Origin of the sequence: Microbulbifer agarilyticus (assembly GCF_019800665.1) — a bacterium.
In the GTDB taxonomy this organism is placed as follows: Bacteria; Pseudomonadota; Gammaproteobacteria; order Pseudomonadales; family Cellvibrionaceae; genus Microbulbifer; species Microbulbifer agarilyticus_C.
Genome location: NZ_JAHVKO010000001.1, coordinates 1,025,088 through 1,039,960 on the forward strand (window position 1 = coordinate 1,025,088; position 14,873 = coordinate 1,039,960).

14 protein-coding genes are annotated in these 14,873 nt (G+C 57.5%); 5 read left to right on the forward strand and 9 right to left on the reverse strand.

Annotation, left to right across the window (positions count from 1 at the left end; all coding sequences use genetic code 11):
* The first annotated feature begins 7 nt into the window (after window positions 1-7).
* A complete protein-coding gene (locus KUV22_RS04255; protein ID WP_222228652.1) occupies window positions 8-403 on the forward strand; it encodes a hypothetical protein in 396 nt (131 codons plus the stop codon).
* A gap of 55 nt (window positions 404-458) precedes the next feature.
* On the opposite strand, the gene KUV22_RS04260 is transcribed toward KUV22_RS04255, so the two are convergent.
* The 7 genes from KUV22_RS04260 to leuC are packed head-to-tail and all read right to left on the reverse strand — an operon-like array spanning window position 459 to window position 9,042.
* On the reverse strand, window positions 459-1,313 hold the full coding sequence (locus tag KUV22_RS04260) for an enoyl-CoA hydratase/isomerase family protein (RefSeq protein ID WP_222228654.1): 855 nt from the start codon (window positions 1,311-1,313) through the stop codon (window positions 459-461).
* A gap of 26 nt (window positions 1,314-1,339) precedes the next feature.
* The gene (locus tag KUV22_RS04265; protein WP_222228656.1) at window positions 1,340-2,716 is read right to left on the reverse strand and encodes an amidase; all 1,377 of its coding nucleotides are present in this window, start codon (window positions 2,714-2,716) and stop codon (window positions 1,340-1,342) included.
* 31 nt (window positions 2,717-2,747) lie between these two features.
* Entirely contained in the window at window positions 2,748-4,148 is a 1,401-nt protein-coding gene (locus KUV22_RS04270; protein WP_222228657.1) for a phenylacetate--CoA ligase family protein, read from the reverse strand.
* 52 nt (window positions 4,149-4,200) lie between these two features.
* Window positions 4,201-5,595, reverse strand: a complete 1,395-nt coding sequence (locus KUV22_RS04275) for an MmgE/PrpD family protein (protein WP_222228658.1) — start codon at window positions 5,593-5,595, stop codon at window positions 4,201-4,203.
* Window positions 5,592-6,950: an MmgE/PrpD family protein gene (locus tag KUV22_RS04280; RefSeq protein ID WP_222228659.1), complete on the reverse strand. Its 1,359-nt coding sequence runs from the start codon at window positions 6,948-6,950 to the stop codon at window positions 5,592-5,594. The genes KUV22_RS04275 and KUV22_RS04280 overlap by 4 nt, the downstream gene beginning before the upstream one ends.
* Window positions 6,947-7,597 carry a 3-isopropylmalate dehydratase small subunit gene (gene leuD / locus KUV22_RS04285; RefSeq protein ID WP_222228661.1) on the reverse strand — a complete coding sequence of 217 codons (651 nt, stop codon included), beginning with the start codon at window positions 7,595-7,597 and terminating at the stop codon, window positions 6,947-6,949. Before leuD ends, KUV22_RS04280 begins: the two co-directional genes overlap by 4 nt.
* Window positions 7,594-9,042, reverse strand: coding sequence for a 3-isopropylmalate dehydratase large subunit (gene leuC / locus KUV22_RS04290; protein ID WP_222228663.1), 1,449 nt, complete (start codon window positions 9,040-9,042; stop codon window positions 7,594-7,596). Before leuC ends, leuD begins: the two co-directional genes overlap by 4 nt.
* Before the next feature lie 101 nt (window positions 9,043-9,143).
* On the opposite strand from leuC, the gene KUV22_RS04295 reads away from it, so the two are divergent.
* On the forward strand, window positions 9,144-10,028 hold the full coding sequence (locus tag KUV22_RS04295; RefSeq protein ID WP_222228665.1) for a hypothetical protein: 885 nt from the start codon (window positions 9,144-9,146) through the stop codon (window positions 10,026-10,028).
* 49 nt (window positions 10,029-10,077) lie between these two features.
* Complete coding sequence (locus KUV22_RS04300) at window positions 10,078-10,851, forward strand: DUF3108 domain-containing protein (protein ID WP_222228667.1); 774 nt, start codon at window positions 10,078-10,080, stop codon at window positions 10,849-10,851.
* A gap of 43 nt (window positions 10,852-10,894) precedes the next feature.
* Here the strand turns inward: KUV22_RS04300 and KUV22_RS04305 are convergent, their stop codons facing one another.
* On the reverse strand, window positions 10,895-11,602 hold the full coding sequence (locus KUV22_RS04305; protein ID WP_222228669.1) for a hypothetical protein: 708 nt from the start codon (window positions 11,600-11,602) through the stop codon (window positions 10,895-10,897).
* Between the two features lie 170 nt (window positions 11,603-11,772).
* Here KUV22_RS04305 and KUV22_RS04310 point away from each other — a divergent pair, with 170 nt between their 5' ends.
* Window positions 11,773-12,753, forward strand: coding sequence for a hypothetical protein (locus KUV22_RS04310; protein WP_222228671.1), 981 nt, complete (start codon window positions 11,773-11,775; stop codon window positions 12,751-12,753).
* A 131-nt stretch (window positions 12,754-12,884) separates the two neighbouring features.
* Window positions 12,885-13,688 carry a DUF4437 domain-containing protein gene (locus KUV22_RS04315; RefSeq protein WP_261319104.1) on the forward strand — a complete coding sequence of 268 codons (804 nt, stop codon included), beginning with the start codon at window positions 12,885-12,887 and terminating at the stop codon, window positions 13,686-13,688.
* A gap of 105 nt (window positions 13,689-13,793) precedes the next feature.
* Here the strand turns inward: KUV22_RS04315 and ahr are convergent, their stop codons facing one another.
* Window positions 13,794-14,804 carry an NADPH-dependent aldehyde reductase Ahr gene (ahr, locus tag KUV22_RS17465; protein ID WP_222228673.1) on the reverse strand — a complete coding sequence of 337 codons (1,011 nt, stop codon included), beginning with the start codon at window positions 14,802-14,804 and terminating at the stop codon, window positions 13,794-13,796.
* Window positions 14,805-14,873 lie beyond the last annotated feature (69 nt).

Here is a 14,873-nt window from a genome sequence, read left to right on the forward strand (position 1 = left end):
TAAGGGCATGACGCTAGATCCGATCACCATGGCGGGCAACAAAGCCCGCGGCAAGCGCCCGACATATTTCAAGGATTCGGATACCGATCGCCTGCTGTCTATTCTGATGGCGATTGCCGGCGAGCTGGCGGTGACGCGCGAGCGTATGGACACCTTGGAACGCCTGCTCGAAGAGCGCGGCCTGCTTAGTCGCGAGTCCATTGAGGGGTACACGCCGGACTCCGATGCCGCGCAGGCCCGCGGCCTGTGGCATCAGGATTTTATCGCCAGGATTTTGCGCGTGATCCAGCAGGAAATGGAGCAATTCGATGAAGATAAAAGTGCGCGTCAGCAGGCGCGTGAAGAAGCCGTCAGTGCGACCACCGAGCTGGATGAACTTATCGAGGAGCTGGCTAACAGCTGAGTATTTAATACTCCTTTTAACACTCCTTTTATTGTTCCATTTATTACTCCTCTTTTTACTTCTGGGGCCAGCGAAAATCGGCTTTGCGTCGAGCCAAAAAAGCGGCGCAACCTTCCGCAAAATCGTTTCCGGAAAAGGCCTCGTCGAATGCACGCTTAAGCGCATCGGCCCCTTCTTTGCCTTTCTCCGGCTCATCACCAGAGCCTCCAGCAAGAAAACCCAGAGTAGCCTTGGTCCAGCGCACGGAATACTGGGAATTCTCGATCAACGCCCGCGCTAGCTCTCGCGCCTTATCCTCCAGCGCATCCCCTTCTGCTACATGCTGTACCAGGCCTATCTGCAGCGCACGGGCCGCGTCCACGGGCAACCCGGTAAGCAGCATCTCGCGCGCATTACCGTCGCCCACCGCACGCACCAAGCGGCGTGTATCTTCAATGCTATAGAGGATGCCGAGCTTGGCCGGGGTAATGGCAAAGGTTGCCGCAGTATCGGCAATACGCAGGTCACAGGCCAACGCCAGGCCACAGCCACCGCCATAACAGGCACCGCGAACCAGCGCGATTGTTGGCCGGCTCAGACGCTGCAACTTCAACTGCACTGCCTGGATCAGGGCATTCTGCTGGCGCATCACCGCGGGATCTGACATCGCCTGCGACAGCTCGGCGATATTGGCACCCGCACAAAAGGCCCGGGATCCCGCACCGCTGATCAATACCGCGCGAACCTGGTCATTCTGCTCAACTTGATCAAGCACACTGGCGAGCTGCTGCCACATTGCCACGGTCATGGCATTACGCTGGTCTGGGTTTACCAGTGTGATGCGGGCCAGTCCGTCATCCAACCGCATTTCAACACGCGGCGTGTCGGTGGTATTCCCCTCGCTTTGTTGTGCAGTTACTTCACTTGTCATGCTTTCTCTCCTGCTTCGCAGCAGTGTTATGCGGTAACCGCAAGATCATGTTCTGCCAGCCACTCCTGCAGCGCCACGGAGATCGCCAGCAACGCCGCCTCCGACCCTGCGGCCCCGATTACCTGCAGGCCAAACGGCAAGCCTTCTGCGGAGTCCCCGAGCGGGATACTGACTGCCGGTAACCCCGCCATATTTGCCACGCTGGTCAGGTTCGCCTGGTTGACCGGCACGGCCTGCTCAAATGGAAACGCCGTTTGCGGCGCAGTGGGGGTCAACAGAAAATCGACATTCTGTAATTGCTGTCGCAGCCAGTCTCCGGCCGCCTGCACCTTGTCCGAGGCCTGCACCAGTTCCGGCGCAGAGCGCTCTGCCCCCCACTGCATCAGCCCGCGCAGCTGTTCAGAAAACAATTGCGGCTGCCGCTGGCGTTCGGCAGAAAAGGTGACGTTCGCTTCCGCCTCGCACAGCAAAAGCCCGGCACGGCGAATCGCGGAAAAATCGATGGCGGAAAAGTTTAACGGCACATGCCCGGCGCCCGGCAAGCGTTTGGCCAGATCACGAAAAGCTTCGCTGATCCCCTCCTCTACGCCAACCCCTGCGCAGTCTTCCAGCACCGCCCAGCGCACACTGCCTAAATCGGTTCTGCGCGCTGGCGGTACCTGATTATTCGCGGTGCCATTCAGGATTGGCCACAGTTCGCGCAGATCCCGTGCCGACCTCGCCAGCGGGCCCACGGTATCCAGTTGCCGGCACAAACGGGTAACGCCTACCGTTGTCAGGCTCTCCCGGCCGGGTTTAAGACCGGCGACGCCGCAATAGCTCGCCGGGATACGCACCGAACCCATGGTGTCGGTACCGAGGGCGAAGGCACACAGGCCTGCCGCTACTGCCGCGCCCGAGCCGCCACTGGAGCCACCCGGCGTATAGCCGGCCCGCAGCGGGTTTTCACAGCGGCCCCAGTGCGGGTTGTCGTTGGTCGCACCCAACGCAACCTCATGCATATTCAGCTTGCCGAGAATAATCACACCGGCCGCACGCAGGCGCGCCACTACCGGGGCATCTTCCCGTGCCAGCGGTGCCGTATCGCCATAACCGAGACCATTGGAGGTGGGCATACCGGCAACATCGATATTGTCTTTCACCGCACAGGTCAGCCCGTCAAACATCGATAAGGGCTTACCCATACGCCTACGCACATCTGCCTCGCGTGCGGCATTCATGGCGCCTTCGCGATCAATATGCAGGAAGGCATTGATGCCCTGCTGGCTGTCGGCAATGGCCGCGAGCGTGCGCGCGGTGAGCGCCTGGCTACTCAGATCACCGCGCTGCAGACACGCCGCCAGTGCGGTTGCATCCTTGGCAAGAATTTCATCACTGATCGCACGATGTTGCTTACGAGACATGGCTTTTTTCCAGAAAAGAATACGCACAGAGTTACCCAAACCGGCGATCAAGTAAACGTAGGGGCTTCTGCCGGCGGTCAATCTCGGTCCAGCGCGCGGTTTCTCCCGCGGACACTATCTCAACGCCCACTTCCAGGCCGAGCTTGAGCTTTAGCAACGCAGCACACTGATCGGCAATTGCCGGGTGCCCTGCGACCGGGTCGGAGACTTCCACCATCACCGTCAACGTTTCCCGCCCGCTATCATCGCGCTCGGCAATGCAGACGTATTCACCGGTAAAGCTCGACAGCTCTGCCAGCATGCCGCCGATACCGTGCGGATAGACGTTGATGCCGCGCAGCTTGACCATGTTGTCGGAGCGCCCGAGGAATCCGCGGATACGGCGGAACGGCATCTGGAACGGATTTTCACCAACAATTTCCGAGGTGATATCGCAGGTATTGAAGCGGATCACCGGATAGATATCGTCCTTATACAGGCAGGTCACTACCATGTTGCCGGTGTCACCCGGTGTTACGGGCTTATCGCTATCCACGTCCAGCAGCTCCAGGTACTGGGCGTCTTCCCACACGTAAAGACCATCTTGGTCTGGCCCTTCGGCGGCGACACAGCCGGTATCGGCAACGCCATACCAGTCGTACAGTTTCGCACCGCCCCAAGCTTCGCTCAGCGCCGCACGTGTCTCCTGCCCGAGGTGTCCGATAATCATATCCACGGGTATATCTTTGCCCGGCTGAATCCCCTGCTCTTCCGCCACACTGGCGAGTTTTTTTATGTAATCCGCAAACCCCACCAGTACATTGACGCCAAAGTCCTGCATCAATTGCACCTGCTGGGCAGAGCGTGTCTCGAGGCCGGTACCGGAGGAAAGAAACAGTGCATTGGTATAACGGGTTACCGCTTCACGGATATAGTGGCCGCCGTTAATCATGCCGTGCCCATAGGTGGACTGCACAGTAGCGCCGGGCTTCAGCCCCATAAAGCGGTAGGAGCGCGCCACCAGCATGGCCTGGATCTCGCGCCCGCGCGGTCCGAAAATAATTGGCTGAGGTCTGCCGGTGGTGCCGCTGGTGGTATGGAAAACCACAGGCGGGCGCTCCTCCGGGGCCAGCCCTTCGAGCCCGCTGAAATCGCCGATCGGCGGAAATTTTTCGACGCTTTGCATAATGTCGGACTTGGAAAAGACCGGCAGCTTTTCAATATCGTCGAGGCTCTGAATATCCTCTCGTTTAATACCCGCATCGCCCCACAGGCGCTGGTAAAACGGAATTTCCCAGCCGCGCGCCATCAATTTGAGAAAGCGCTGGTTCTGCAGCTCACGTAGTTCTTCACGCGACATTCCCTGATAACGCTCTAGAAAGGCATCCCCCAGTGGGTAATCCGCAAGCGCCTGCTGGACATCAAAGCTTTCAAAATAGCTTGGGTAAGGCATAACTGGTTTGCACTCTCTTTTACTAGTTACTGGCTTTTACTGGTTACTGGCTTTAATTGGTTACAGAAACAGACTGCCGCTCGGGCGTCAGCAGCCCGGTCAATTGGGTAATAGATTGCAGCTGATCCAGCCGCGCTATCTTCGCGAGGATTTGTCCGGCCTGATCTGTGTCCATGGAATTACGTGCAGACGCCAGGCAGTTAACAAACTTTTCCTGCTGTCGCTTGCGACTCAAGGGACTGTCCGGGTGGCCGAGGATGCTGGCCATCTCCCGCCGGTATTCAGTGCCATCTTTCAAACGAACGATTACTGTCTGCGGCGCCAGCGCATTTGGGTCCTCACTGGCGGACGCGCACATGCGTACACGTTGTGCCAGTGCCAGACGCGCTGGATCTGCCAGCGCATCGCGATCAAATGCCTGCACGCCGACATCGCCGGTCAGCAACAAAGTTGCGGCTACATAACCGATACACAAGCGGGCGTAATTCACGCTCATGTCGGGCTGCGCCGGGCGATCCACCAGGCGTCGCACCAACGGCGGTGCTTCTATCTGGACAGACTCAATATCATCTGCGGCAAAGCCATGCTCACTACGCAGTTGCATCAGCGCATCGAGCGTTCCGTGTGCGGCGCGGCCCGTGGGAAACGGTTTGTGGCTTACCCGGCCGATTTGCCATTCACGCCCTAATTTTGCAAAGGCGCTCTGGGCGTGGCCGTCGGATTCCATAATGGAGAAGTAGCCGTAATCACCACTGAGAAAATTCGCCGGTCCGATCAAGCCGAAACCTGCCATGTCCACCGCGGTAATCGCATTGCGCGCGTTGAACGCGACTTGCATTGGCAACACAGCCACACCCTCGGTATGCGCCTGCATGGTGCCACCGGTCTGACTGTAGGCAATGGACATCGCCTGCTGAATCTGCGCGCGGTCGTAGCCGCGCAAGCGCGCGATCCCCGCCGCTGCGCCAATGCACCCGGCGGTACCCGGACGGAAGAATCGCATGGGTTTATCGGCGCTCATTCCGAGTACCGTGGCCACGTCGACCGCCAATGCCAACGATAACAACAGCGCTCGCCCATCGGCATTACGCGCTTCTGCCTCTGCCATCAGTGCGGAGAGAATCACTGCCATGGGATGCACTACCGCATCTTCATGGACACAGTCGAATTCCTGACAGTGGATTTGATAGGCGTTGACCATCGCCGCATGCATGACCGGCAGGCGAACCCGTGTACCCCAGACCGTCGCAGATTTACCCTCGTCTGCGCAGCCCCATCCCCTCGCGGTTTCGAGCAACTGTGCCGCATAGGGAATTCTTGAGCCGCTAATGCCAACACCGATGGAGTCCAGCAAAAATATCTTGCAGGCTTCTATTGCCGCAGCATCCAAATCTTCAAACTGGCTCTCGGCAACATGCTCCACCAGCCGCTGCTCGTAGCTGGTCACTGGGACTCCCCCAATCCACGCAGGGCCGTAAACAGAGAATTCAGGTCGTCCTGTCCACTCAGGTTCAACGCTACTTCCAGAACATCTTCCGTGGTTTCCGTGCCGACGCCAGCTGCAGCGAACAACGTACGAGCCTTATCGATAATATCTTCACTAGTGAGCGGCCATTCCGGGTCTCCCCAGGCATCGGGTGATGCCATTTCCCATTCGCTGCCATCTTGCAGAACCACTCGCACCGTCGCACCAAAATGCGCGGGATATGCGCGCTGATGTGTCTCAGTCACGTGCAGGGTGACTTTATCGCGCAGCTCCGCCACATCAGGCCGAGCTAGAGTTTCTTCACCAAAGTGCTCAATCGCCGGCGCGCCAAACAGTATTGTCACCGCAGCGCAGTGCTGGAGGCTGAAGCGCGCCTGCGCCGATGATTCTGGGTGTTTGCGGTCGCAAAACATCAACGCGTCGCCGAAGGTGCTGATATGCAACTCGCGCACGTCTTCAGCTGACACCTCACCCAGAGCTCGGACGGCATCGATCGTCGGGTGGGTGTGGCGGCAAGCCGGCCACGGTTTGAAGCTGCACTGAAACAGCAGCCATGCCTCTGATGCCTGATCAATAACTGCCAGCGGCATCGCCTGCGAGGAGGTTGCGGCGAAGAACCCCTGAGTCCCTTCGAGCAGACTGGCCGGCCCACGTAGTTCACTGGAAGCGAGTAGCGCAGCCTGTACACCGGCATGCGCTGCGCCGGCGTTGTGCAGATGCTTGGTCTCTACCGCCTCATGGCGCATTTGCCAAAAGCCACCGGTACGACTCCCCGCGTTGGCAAGGGCCCACACGGTTTGTTCGTGATTAAGCTCCAACAGATGTGCGGCAGCAGCAGCTGCCCCGAAACTGCCACAGGTAGAGGTGCTGTGGTAAAGCGCATAGTGATCGCGCCCGAGTGCCCGACCAATACGGATCATCACTTCATAGCCGACCACAATGGATGACAGCAGCGCACGGGGGCTCGCTTCCACCATTTCGGCAACTGCCAACGCGGCAGGAATAATTACCGGCCCGGGGTGCAGGGTTGATGTACGGTGCAGGTCATCCATCTCGGACACACTGCCAAGTGCACCGTGAAACTGCACCGCGTCTTGCCAGCAACTGTCACTACCGTTCAAATTCCAGTTTTTGCCGGAAGCGCCCCACTCTGCGAGATAGCCCTGGAGCTTCCCTGCCAGCTCGCTGCGCGCGCCGTACACACTGCAACCAAGCCAGTCCAGCAAATGCAGTTGTGCACGTTCCAAGGTCGCATCGTCGATTTCCCGATCCAGCAGCGATACCAGCTGCTCCAACAGAGTCATGGGTTGATTCACGGCAATACTCCTTCCACACAATCTTCAAAGGGGGCAAATGCCCAGGCGTGCTTTTTGCGACGCGTATTTTCAAACTGATCGATCAGCTTCCGCTGCTGCAGGGTAAGCGCGATGGGGTCGAGGCCATTCAACAGCATGTGACGCGCCCCCTCTTCCAGCGCGAATTCAAGTTCGCTGTCACCACACACAATGCGGCAACGATTAAGGTCAATTTCCACCAGATTATTTTGCGGATCTTCCTGCACCCGCTCGGCGAGATCTCGGATAACCTCTTCCTCGAGGCACACCGGTAAAATGCCGTTGCGGATGCAGTTGGTGTGAAAGATGGCCCCGAATCCACTGGCGATCACCGCGCGAATGCCGTACTCCGCCAGTGCCCAAACCGCATGTTCGCGCGAGGACCCACAACCAAAATTGTCACCGCTCAGCAAGATCGATGTATTGCGATACTCGGGTCGGTTGAGAACGAATGATGGATTTTGCTCGCGGCCGCCGGGCAAGGTGTAGCGCCAGCCGGCGAACAAACCTTCACCCAGTCCCTGCTTGGATACGCGTTTCATTTCCCGCGATGGGATAATGGCGTCGGTGTCGATATTCCGTCGCAACAATGGCGCGGCGACACCTGTGTGAACCGTAAATGCTTTCATGATGCCAGTGACTCACTCTCTGCCAGCATTTCTGCCGAGATAAATGACCCGGCAATGGCCGATGCGGCGACGGTTGCAGGGCTTGCCAGATGTGTGCGGGTATTCGGCCCCTGACGCCCCTCAAAATTTCGGTTGGTTGTAGAAATCACGCGCTGGTGCGCGCCAAAGGTTTCTCCGCCGGCGTAAAAACACATGGAGCAACCAGAGTCCCGCCATTCAAACCCTGCATCGGTAAAGATCTGATCCAGCCCTTCTTGTTCGGCGGCCTTTTTGACCCGGCGAGAGCCGGGCACAACGACACCGCGCACACCGGGCGCAATGCTCCGCCCCTTAACCACGGCGGCAGCGGCCTGCAGATCACTTAGGCGGCTGTTAGTGCAGGAACCGATAAAAGCGGCATCAACCGAGATGTCGGCAATATGTTTGCCTGGTGCTAAATCTTGATATGCGAGAGCCCGCTGCGCGGATTCACGCCGGTGATCTTCCGCAAAGGTATCCGGATAGGGAATCGATTCGCCGATGCTCACAACCTGTTCCGGACTGGTACCCCAGGTCACTGCCGGCTGAATGGTGGACGCATCCACATGCAGTTCACGGTCGAAGCGCGCGGCTTCATCACTGTGCAGAGAGCGCCAGTGTTCGACGGCATCCCGCCAGTGTTCACCCTTGGGGGCGAAGTCACGCCCGTGGAAGTACGCCTCGACTTTTTCGTCAGGCGCGATCACCGCAGTAAACGCAGAAAACTCGACCGCCATGTTGCACAGGGTGAAGCGGGCCTCCACTTCCAAATCCCGCACGGTGGAACCGGCAAACTCCACGGCGTAACCCGCCCCTCCATTTGCACCGAAGCGTGCAATCAGGTTCAGGACCAAGTCCTTCGCGGTCACACCAGCCTGCAGTGCGCCATCAATGACCACGCGCATATTTTTTGGCTTGCGCACACGCAAGGTGCCCGTCGCCATCGCATGCTCGGCTTCGCTGGACCCTATCCCCCAGGCCAAAGCACCAATCGCGCCCTGGGTGCAGGTGTGGCTGTCTGGACAAACCAGTGTCAGCCCCGGTAGAACCAACCCCTGCTCTGGGGAAATGACATGTACAATTCCCTGATTGGGATCATCGACATCAAATAAACGAATGTTCGCGGCACGCGTCTCGTTGCGAGTTGCGGTAATAAAGTCTGTCCCCGAGGGCATCAGCGTTGCATCGCCGCGCCCGGGAAAGGTATCGACGATATGGTCCATGGTGCAAAACACTTTGCGCGCATCACGCACGCCATAACCGGCCGCGTGCAGGCTTTGCAACGCAATGGAGCCGGTGCGCTCGTGCAGGAAAACCCGATCCAGATAGAGCAACGTCTCCCCATTGTCGAGCTCGCACACGGCGTGCTCCGACCACAACTTGTCAAATAGCGTGGTCGCCCCCGAAATCGCCCCCGGTGTCGTCATTGCCCCTACCCTCCTGTACCCTCGGGTCAGATAAGATCTTTTCTCTCCGTATTTGATATATTATTATAACATTAGGACTTTGAGAATAGTGATTTGCGCTAATGACTGACACCACCTCCACGCCAACATTGGGCCCATGCAGCCTGGCCACCCTCGCGAGCAGTGACGCGGCGCGCCTGGTCGACGACTATTGCAGCCACCTGCACTGCCATGTGCTAGCGAGCGATACGCTCACTGAGTCCATGGCCGAGCAGTGGCAGTGCGCGGGACTCGCGGGAGCGACCTACTGGGTACTTGGAAATGCTAACGGCCGTGCGTGGCTGCGTATCGTCGACGATGCAGGCGCAGAGCCAGCCAAGCCCCTGCAACGCGCTGGCTGGATGGCGATGGAGATACTTGTAGAGGACGTGGACAGTCTGGCAGAAACCTTGGAAGGATCTTCCTTTGAGCAGTTGCGTCCGGTCGCGAACCTGGAACTGAGCGATAAGATCCGTGCGGTACAGGTCCAGGGAGCAAACGGGGAACTGCTGTATCTCACGCAAATCTCTGGTGAGGTACCGCCCTTCCAGCTGCCAACCGCCAGCTGCGCCGTCGACCATCTCTTTATTCCGGTACTGGCCAGCAGCAACCGGTCCGAGTCACTGGCCGGCTACGAATCTCTTGCCGAGCACAGTGGCCTTTCGTTCGATACACGCGTAACGGTCATCAACCAGCTACGCGGGCTGCCGATGGAAAGCCAACACCCACTTGCCACCCTGCAACTGGCGGACAGCAGCCTGATCGAAATTGATCAGCTGGAACAGCTCACTACTCCCATCAAAAGCACGCAGACGCTGGGTGGCGGTATCGCAATGGTGACTTTTTACATCGACCAAATTCCGCAACAGTTCACCACATACCAGCACCGGCAGGCACCGTACAACGGGCACCGAAGCTGTACTGTGTATGGATATGACGGTGAAAGAATTGAGTTGATAGAACGCTGACCCACCAGCACTGAAGCACAACATCAAAAATAAGTAACAAGAGAAGCTCATGCCCTACCGCAGCATCCGAGGACGTATTCGCTACACCAGCCACAAGCCCGAGCGCTTTGGTGAAGAACGCGGCCGCGAGTACTTCAGCATCACCCAGCAGGCCGATGGCACGGATGTGCTGCAAGCGCACTGTGAAATCGACGACGCGCCCAGCGTTACCCGCGATATCGTGCAGGCACTCCGCCACAGCGACTCTGCCCCGCTCGATTGCTCGGTGCGGCTGACCGTTGGTGACAAATTTGAGGGCACCGGATGGTTCCGCTTCACCGATAAACTGGCGGAGTGCGAAACCTTCAACCAGCGCGATGGACGCATCACCCAGCGCATGGAGCTAGAGGCCCCCGTACAGTGGATGCAGTGCCACCCGATTGCCGGCGACGGCCTGCTGATGCGCCTTTACGACCTGTCCCAGGGGCCCGGCAAGCAACACTTCCCAAACATGATGTTGTCATCGCCAGATCATCGCGGTGCAACCGGCCCAATGCTGTTCAAGATGGGGTTCTCGTTGGTGTATGTGGGGGAAACAGAAATCACTGTCGAGGCAGGTACTTTTCACGCGCGGCATTTTCAGGTGACCGATACCGCAGCCGACCTGCCCGAAGAGCACCCGCCGTACAACGTTTGGGTCACGGCAGACGACGACTATATTCTGCTACGTGCAGAGGTGGGCGGGTATATGCAGACCCATTACGAGCTTGCTGAGCTCGACTATTTCGCCGCTCAGGACGGCAAAACCGAAGCCAGCAAACCCGCGGTGGAAACCCCAGCCTGAGCACCTCCACGCTAACGAGCCCCACCGCGATGTTGAACCGGCGCTACTCCTGCAGCGCCGGTGCTTCCACTTCTCCCTGAACCAGCTTAACCAGATATTCAGGCGCGATCATGGTGCAATAATGTGTGCCCATAAAGCTGTCGGGAACCGGCATAAAACGTCGGTACTCCACGTGCAAACCCTTGATGCGCAGCTTTAAGGTATCCCCCTCACTGTAGGCCACCTGATAAATTTCAGGACGCAACCAAAACGGGCCGATCGACACACTCTCCTCATCGTCCGCCGCAATCCGCTCCCGCGGCACTGCAATCGCCTCACCCCGCTCTGCCAGTACCTGATAAACATCGTCCAGCATTTGCGCCTGCCAGTCGTGACACGCGCGATCTTCTTCCGCAATAGTGAAGTTTTCGCTAGCAGGCTGCGCCGTGAGAATGCGCTCGGCCGTTTTCATCTTGCAGGCAATCGAAACCGGGAAGTCTGCGGATTCACCGTTGGCGAGCTGATAGCCCGCGTACTGATGCGTCGTCAGCGGCTGCGCCAGTGGTTTGGATTTCTTAAAGGTCGTCCAGTAACTGCCCTCCCCATACAGGACATTCTCTACGGCCAGGTCTGTACCGGCGATAAACTGCTGCACCCGCGCACAGAAAGCGTCATCGGTTACCAGGGGATAGGTGCCACCCTCTTTCGCATACGCGTCGATAGAGGCTCCATAAACGAGGCCAACAAACATCAGAAAAAGAGGTGCTTTCACGCTGTTTACCTTCAATAAAGGTTTAGATCAGGATTGCTCGCAGAGTACGTGCCCGCGGCAAGTTCAGATCATGGATACCCCAACTCAGGTTCCCGCGAATTGACAAAAATCAATCCCCACAACAAAGTGGCCAGCTAATCTCGAATCTAGATTTTTTGAGGCTGCCTTCCATGTATATGACTCGCTGCATTTTCGATGCGTTCAAAATCGAGTCTTTGAAGCCTCCCTACGATACGGGTATCGCCCGAATTTACTACCCGGCTCAATATAGCGGCTCAGCAAACGAACAGGATACCGGCCTGATCCCGGCGGACGAAAGCTTCGCGCCTTATCCGGTGCTGATCCTGTTCCACGGTATGAATACGGATTCTGCCGGGTACCGCTGGCTGGCGGAAGCGCTGGCACCCTTAGGGATCGTGACCGTAACCTACCAACTGGTTTCAGAAGCCAGCTACGGCTCGCGAGCGGTAACGCCGGGCATCGACCTGGAAGCACTCACACCAGAGAAGTTCGGCACCACCCCTTCGGCCCAGGCGGCCCAACCTATCCTGGAAATGCTGGAGCGGCTCAACAGCGATAGTTTGCTGGCAGGAAAACTCGACCTGACACGACTGGCATTTGGCGGCCACAGTGCTGGCGGCACCCTGGCACTGCTTAACGCCAACCAGGAATGGTTTCCATCGCTCCGCGCAGTGTTTACCTATGGCGCCCACACCGGCGTTTCCACAGCCCTCGGCTGGCCAGAGGCAACCCTGTTACCGTTCCCGCCCAACTTGCCACTGCTGCTGATGGGGGGTGAACAGGACGGCTGCATCGCCCACAGCACTCACCACTACGGTGATGCAACTCCCAGCGCGACCGCACGTATCGAGCAAACCTTTGAAAAAGCCGTGCCGCAGAATGTTGGCAACAACACACTGCTATTACTCAACGACGCCAACCACTTTGCCATTTGCACACCAGCAGATGAAACCTGCGGGCGGGGTTATATCGACACCCCAACAACATCGCATCGCGCGCGAGAGTCCATAGGCCAGGCCATCTGCAACCTCTTGAAAGGCTTCCTCTGCGGCGACCGGGAAGCACAACGTGCTTACCGTGAACTGAACAACGCCAATCTGCCGCACATCAGTAAATTAGTCAGTAAGTGAGCCTGATCTTCTACCTTGACTCCAGCTTGCCGCCAAAATCAACAATACCAAACGAAAAGCAAGAAAAACCTAGAGCTGCTCCGCTGTAGACATCCATAATGAGGGCATTCGCACCTCCTCCGGAAACGAAAATGGATCGACTGAAACTCGTAGCACTGGCAATGGCTCTCTGCACATTCGCATCACCATCTATTTCCAGTGATCACACAGTAATCAGTACAGAAAACATTAAATGGGGTTTACTCAATCCGGCACGCGGCGATGCGAGTCCCAAAGCAGCCGACCTTTGGGGAGATCGCACCAAAGATATGCCGACCGGTATGCTGGTGAAATTTAATAAAGGGTTTTCGTCTCCGCCGCATATTCACAACATCAGTTATCGCGGCATCGTGATCGAAGGGCGGATGCACAACGATGCCCCTTCGGCGGAAAAGATGTGGCTACCAACTGGCTCCTTCTGGACGCAACCTGCCGGCGAAATCCATATCACTGCGGCGGACGGTCAAGAAAACCTTATCTACCTGAAAATCGACAGCGGCCCCTATCTGGTGCTTCCCTCGGAAAAGGCATTTGATAATGGGGAGCGTCCGATCAACGTGGACCAGCGCAACCTGGTCTGGCTAGACACAGAAGATACAAACTGGCTGAAAAAAGACAACGCAGAAATTGCCTACCTGTGGGGGGAACCCGAGTCCGCAAATGGAAGCTTTGTGAAATTGCCCGCGGGGTTTCAGGGGAAAATCACCAGTGATCATGCGCTGAAAGCGGTGGTGGTAAAAGGCAAAGCCATCCACCACTGGAATAAGGACGATAAAAAAACCGCACTGTCACCGGGAAGCTTTTTCAGTTCTAACAACACAGATAGTCACCATCTCAATACTGAAACCGAGCTGGTTATTTACGTGAACTCAAATGGCCGGTACCGCTTGGAATAGCAAAATATACCGCAAGGCGGACTTCACCCACTCTTAAACCTCAGACACCAAAGAGCCCGCCAAAAGCGGGCTCTTTAAGCACTAGCCGGGAAGTAACTGCGCCCCCTAATCCCGGTCCAGAACAATTCGATAACGCGCCTTGCCACTGCGCAAGTGTTCAAATGCGTCATTCACTTTGCTCATTGGAAAATGCTCATTCACCGGCGCCACGTTATGCCGCGCCGCAAAATCCAGCATTTTGCGAATGACGACGGGCGGACCTACCGGCGATGACGACAGGGAAAGCTGGTTGAACATCATGTGCGGCAACACATTGATACCCAGCGGCTCGGTCACGGCACCAGGCATATGCAGGACTCCACGAGGCTTCAGTGTCGCCAGAATCGCGTTCCAGTCCATTTGTACATTGACCGTCGAAATCACCAGGTCGAAGCGACCAGCAGCGGCAGCGATCGCATCGGCATCACGGGAGTTCACCGTATCGTGGGCGCCCATTTGCAACGCCTCATCCCGCTTTGAATCCGAGGTTAGCGCGGTGACGTGGCAGCCCCAGGCGTTGGCAAATTTGAGCGCCAGGTGCCCAAGCCCGCCAATACCGATCACCCCAACGCTTGCCGTGGGTTTCAGGTCCAGCTGCATCAAGGGGTTAAATACCGCAATGCCACCACATAACAGCGGCCCGGCCTCAGCAGGTTCCAATCCCTCGGGGATCTTCACCACACTGGCGCCCTTGGCCCGCACGGTATCTGCAAAGCCCCCATGCCGCCCCGCGATAGTCGCCTGCGCGTCCGGACAGAGGTTGTGATCACCACCCATGCACTGGTCGCATATCATGCAGTAACCCGCATGCCAGCCAAGGCCCACCCGGTCGCCAACAGCCACGTGGGTAACATGATCGCCAATAGCAGAAACCTTGCCGATCACTTCATGCCCCGGCACCAGTGGGTATTGCGCCATCCCCCACTCGTCATCGAGCATGCTCAGGTCGCTATGGCAAATCCCACAGGACTCTACCGCAATATCAACCTCATCCGGTGCGATATCGCCAAGCTCATATTCAAAAGGTTCAAACGGCCCCTTCGGTTGTTTGGCCGCGTAGGCTTTTACCGTCGTCACAATCTTTTGCTCCCAGGCTGATTTTAGTGGGGCCTGTCGCCTCGATACACATCACAGACCGCATAGTTG

Excerpts from the sequence above, each read along its gene's own strand:
- KUV22_RS04255 (WP_222228652.1), top strand. The coding sequence starts at position 8 with ATGACGCTAGATCCGATCACCATGGCGGGCAACAAAGCCCGCGGCAAG.
- KUV22_RS04260 (WP_222228654.1), bottom strand. The coding sequence starts at position 1,313 with ATGACAAGTGAAGTAACTGCACAACAAAGCGAGGGGAATACCACCGAC.
- KUV22_RS04265 (WP_222228656.1), bottom strand. The coding sequence starts at position 2,716 with ATGTCTCGTAAGCAACATCGTGCGATCAGTGATGAAATTCTTGCCAAG.
- KUV22_RS04270 (WP_222228657.1), bottom strand. The coding sequence starts at position 4,148 with ATGCCTTACCCAAGCTATTTTGAAAGCTTTGATGTCCAGCAGGCGCTT.
- leuD (WP_222228661.1), bottom strand. The coding sequence starts at position 7,597 with ATGAAAGCATTTACGGTTCACACAGGTGTCGCCGCGCCATTGTTGCGA.
- leuC (WP_222228663.1), bottom strand. The coding sequence starts at position 9,042 with ATGACGACACCGGGGGCGATTTCGGGGGCGACCACGCTATTTGACAAG.
- KUV22_RS04295 (WP_222228665.1), top strand. The coding sequence starts at position 9,144 with ATGACTGACACCACCTCCACGCCAACATTGGGCCCATGCAGCCTGGCC.
- KUV22_RS04300 (WP_222228667.1), top strand. The coding sequence starts at position 10,078 with ATGCCCTACCGCAGCATCCGAGGACGTATTCGCTACACCAGCCACAAG.
- KUV22_RS04310 (WP_222228671.1), top strand. The coding sequence starts at position 11,773 with ATGTATATGACTCGCTGCATTTTCGATGCGTTCAAAATCGAGTCTTTG.
- KUV22_RS04315 (WP_261319104.1), top strand. The coding sequence starts at position 12,885 with ATGGATCGACTGAAACTCGTAGCACTGGCAATGGCTCTCTGCACATTC.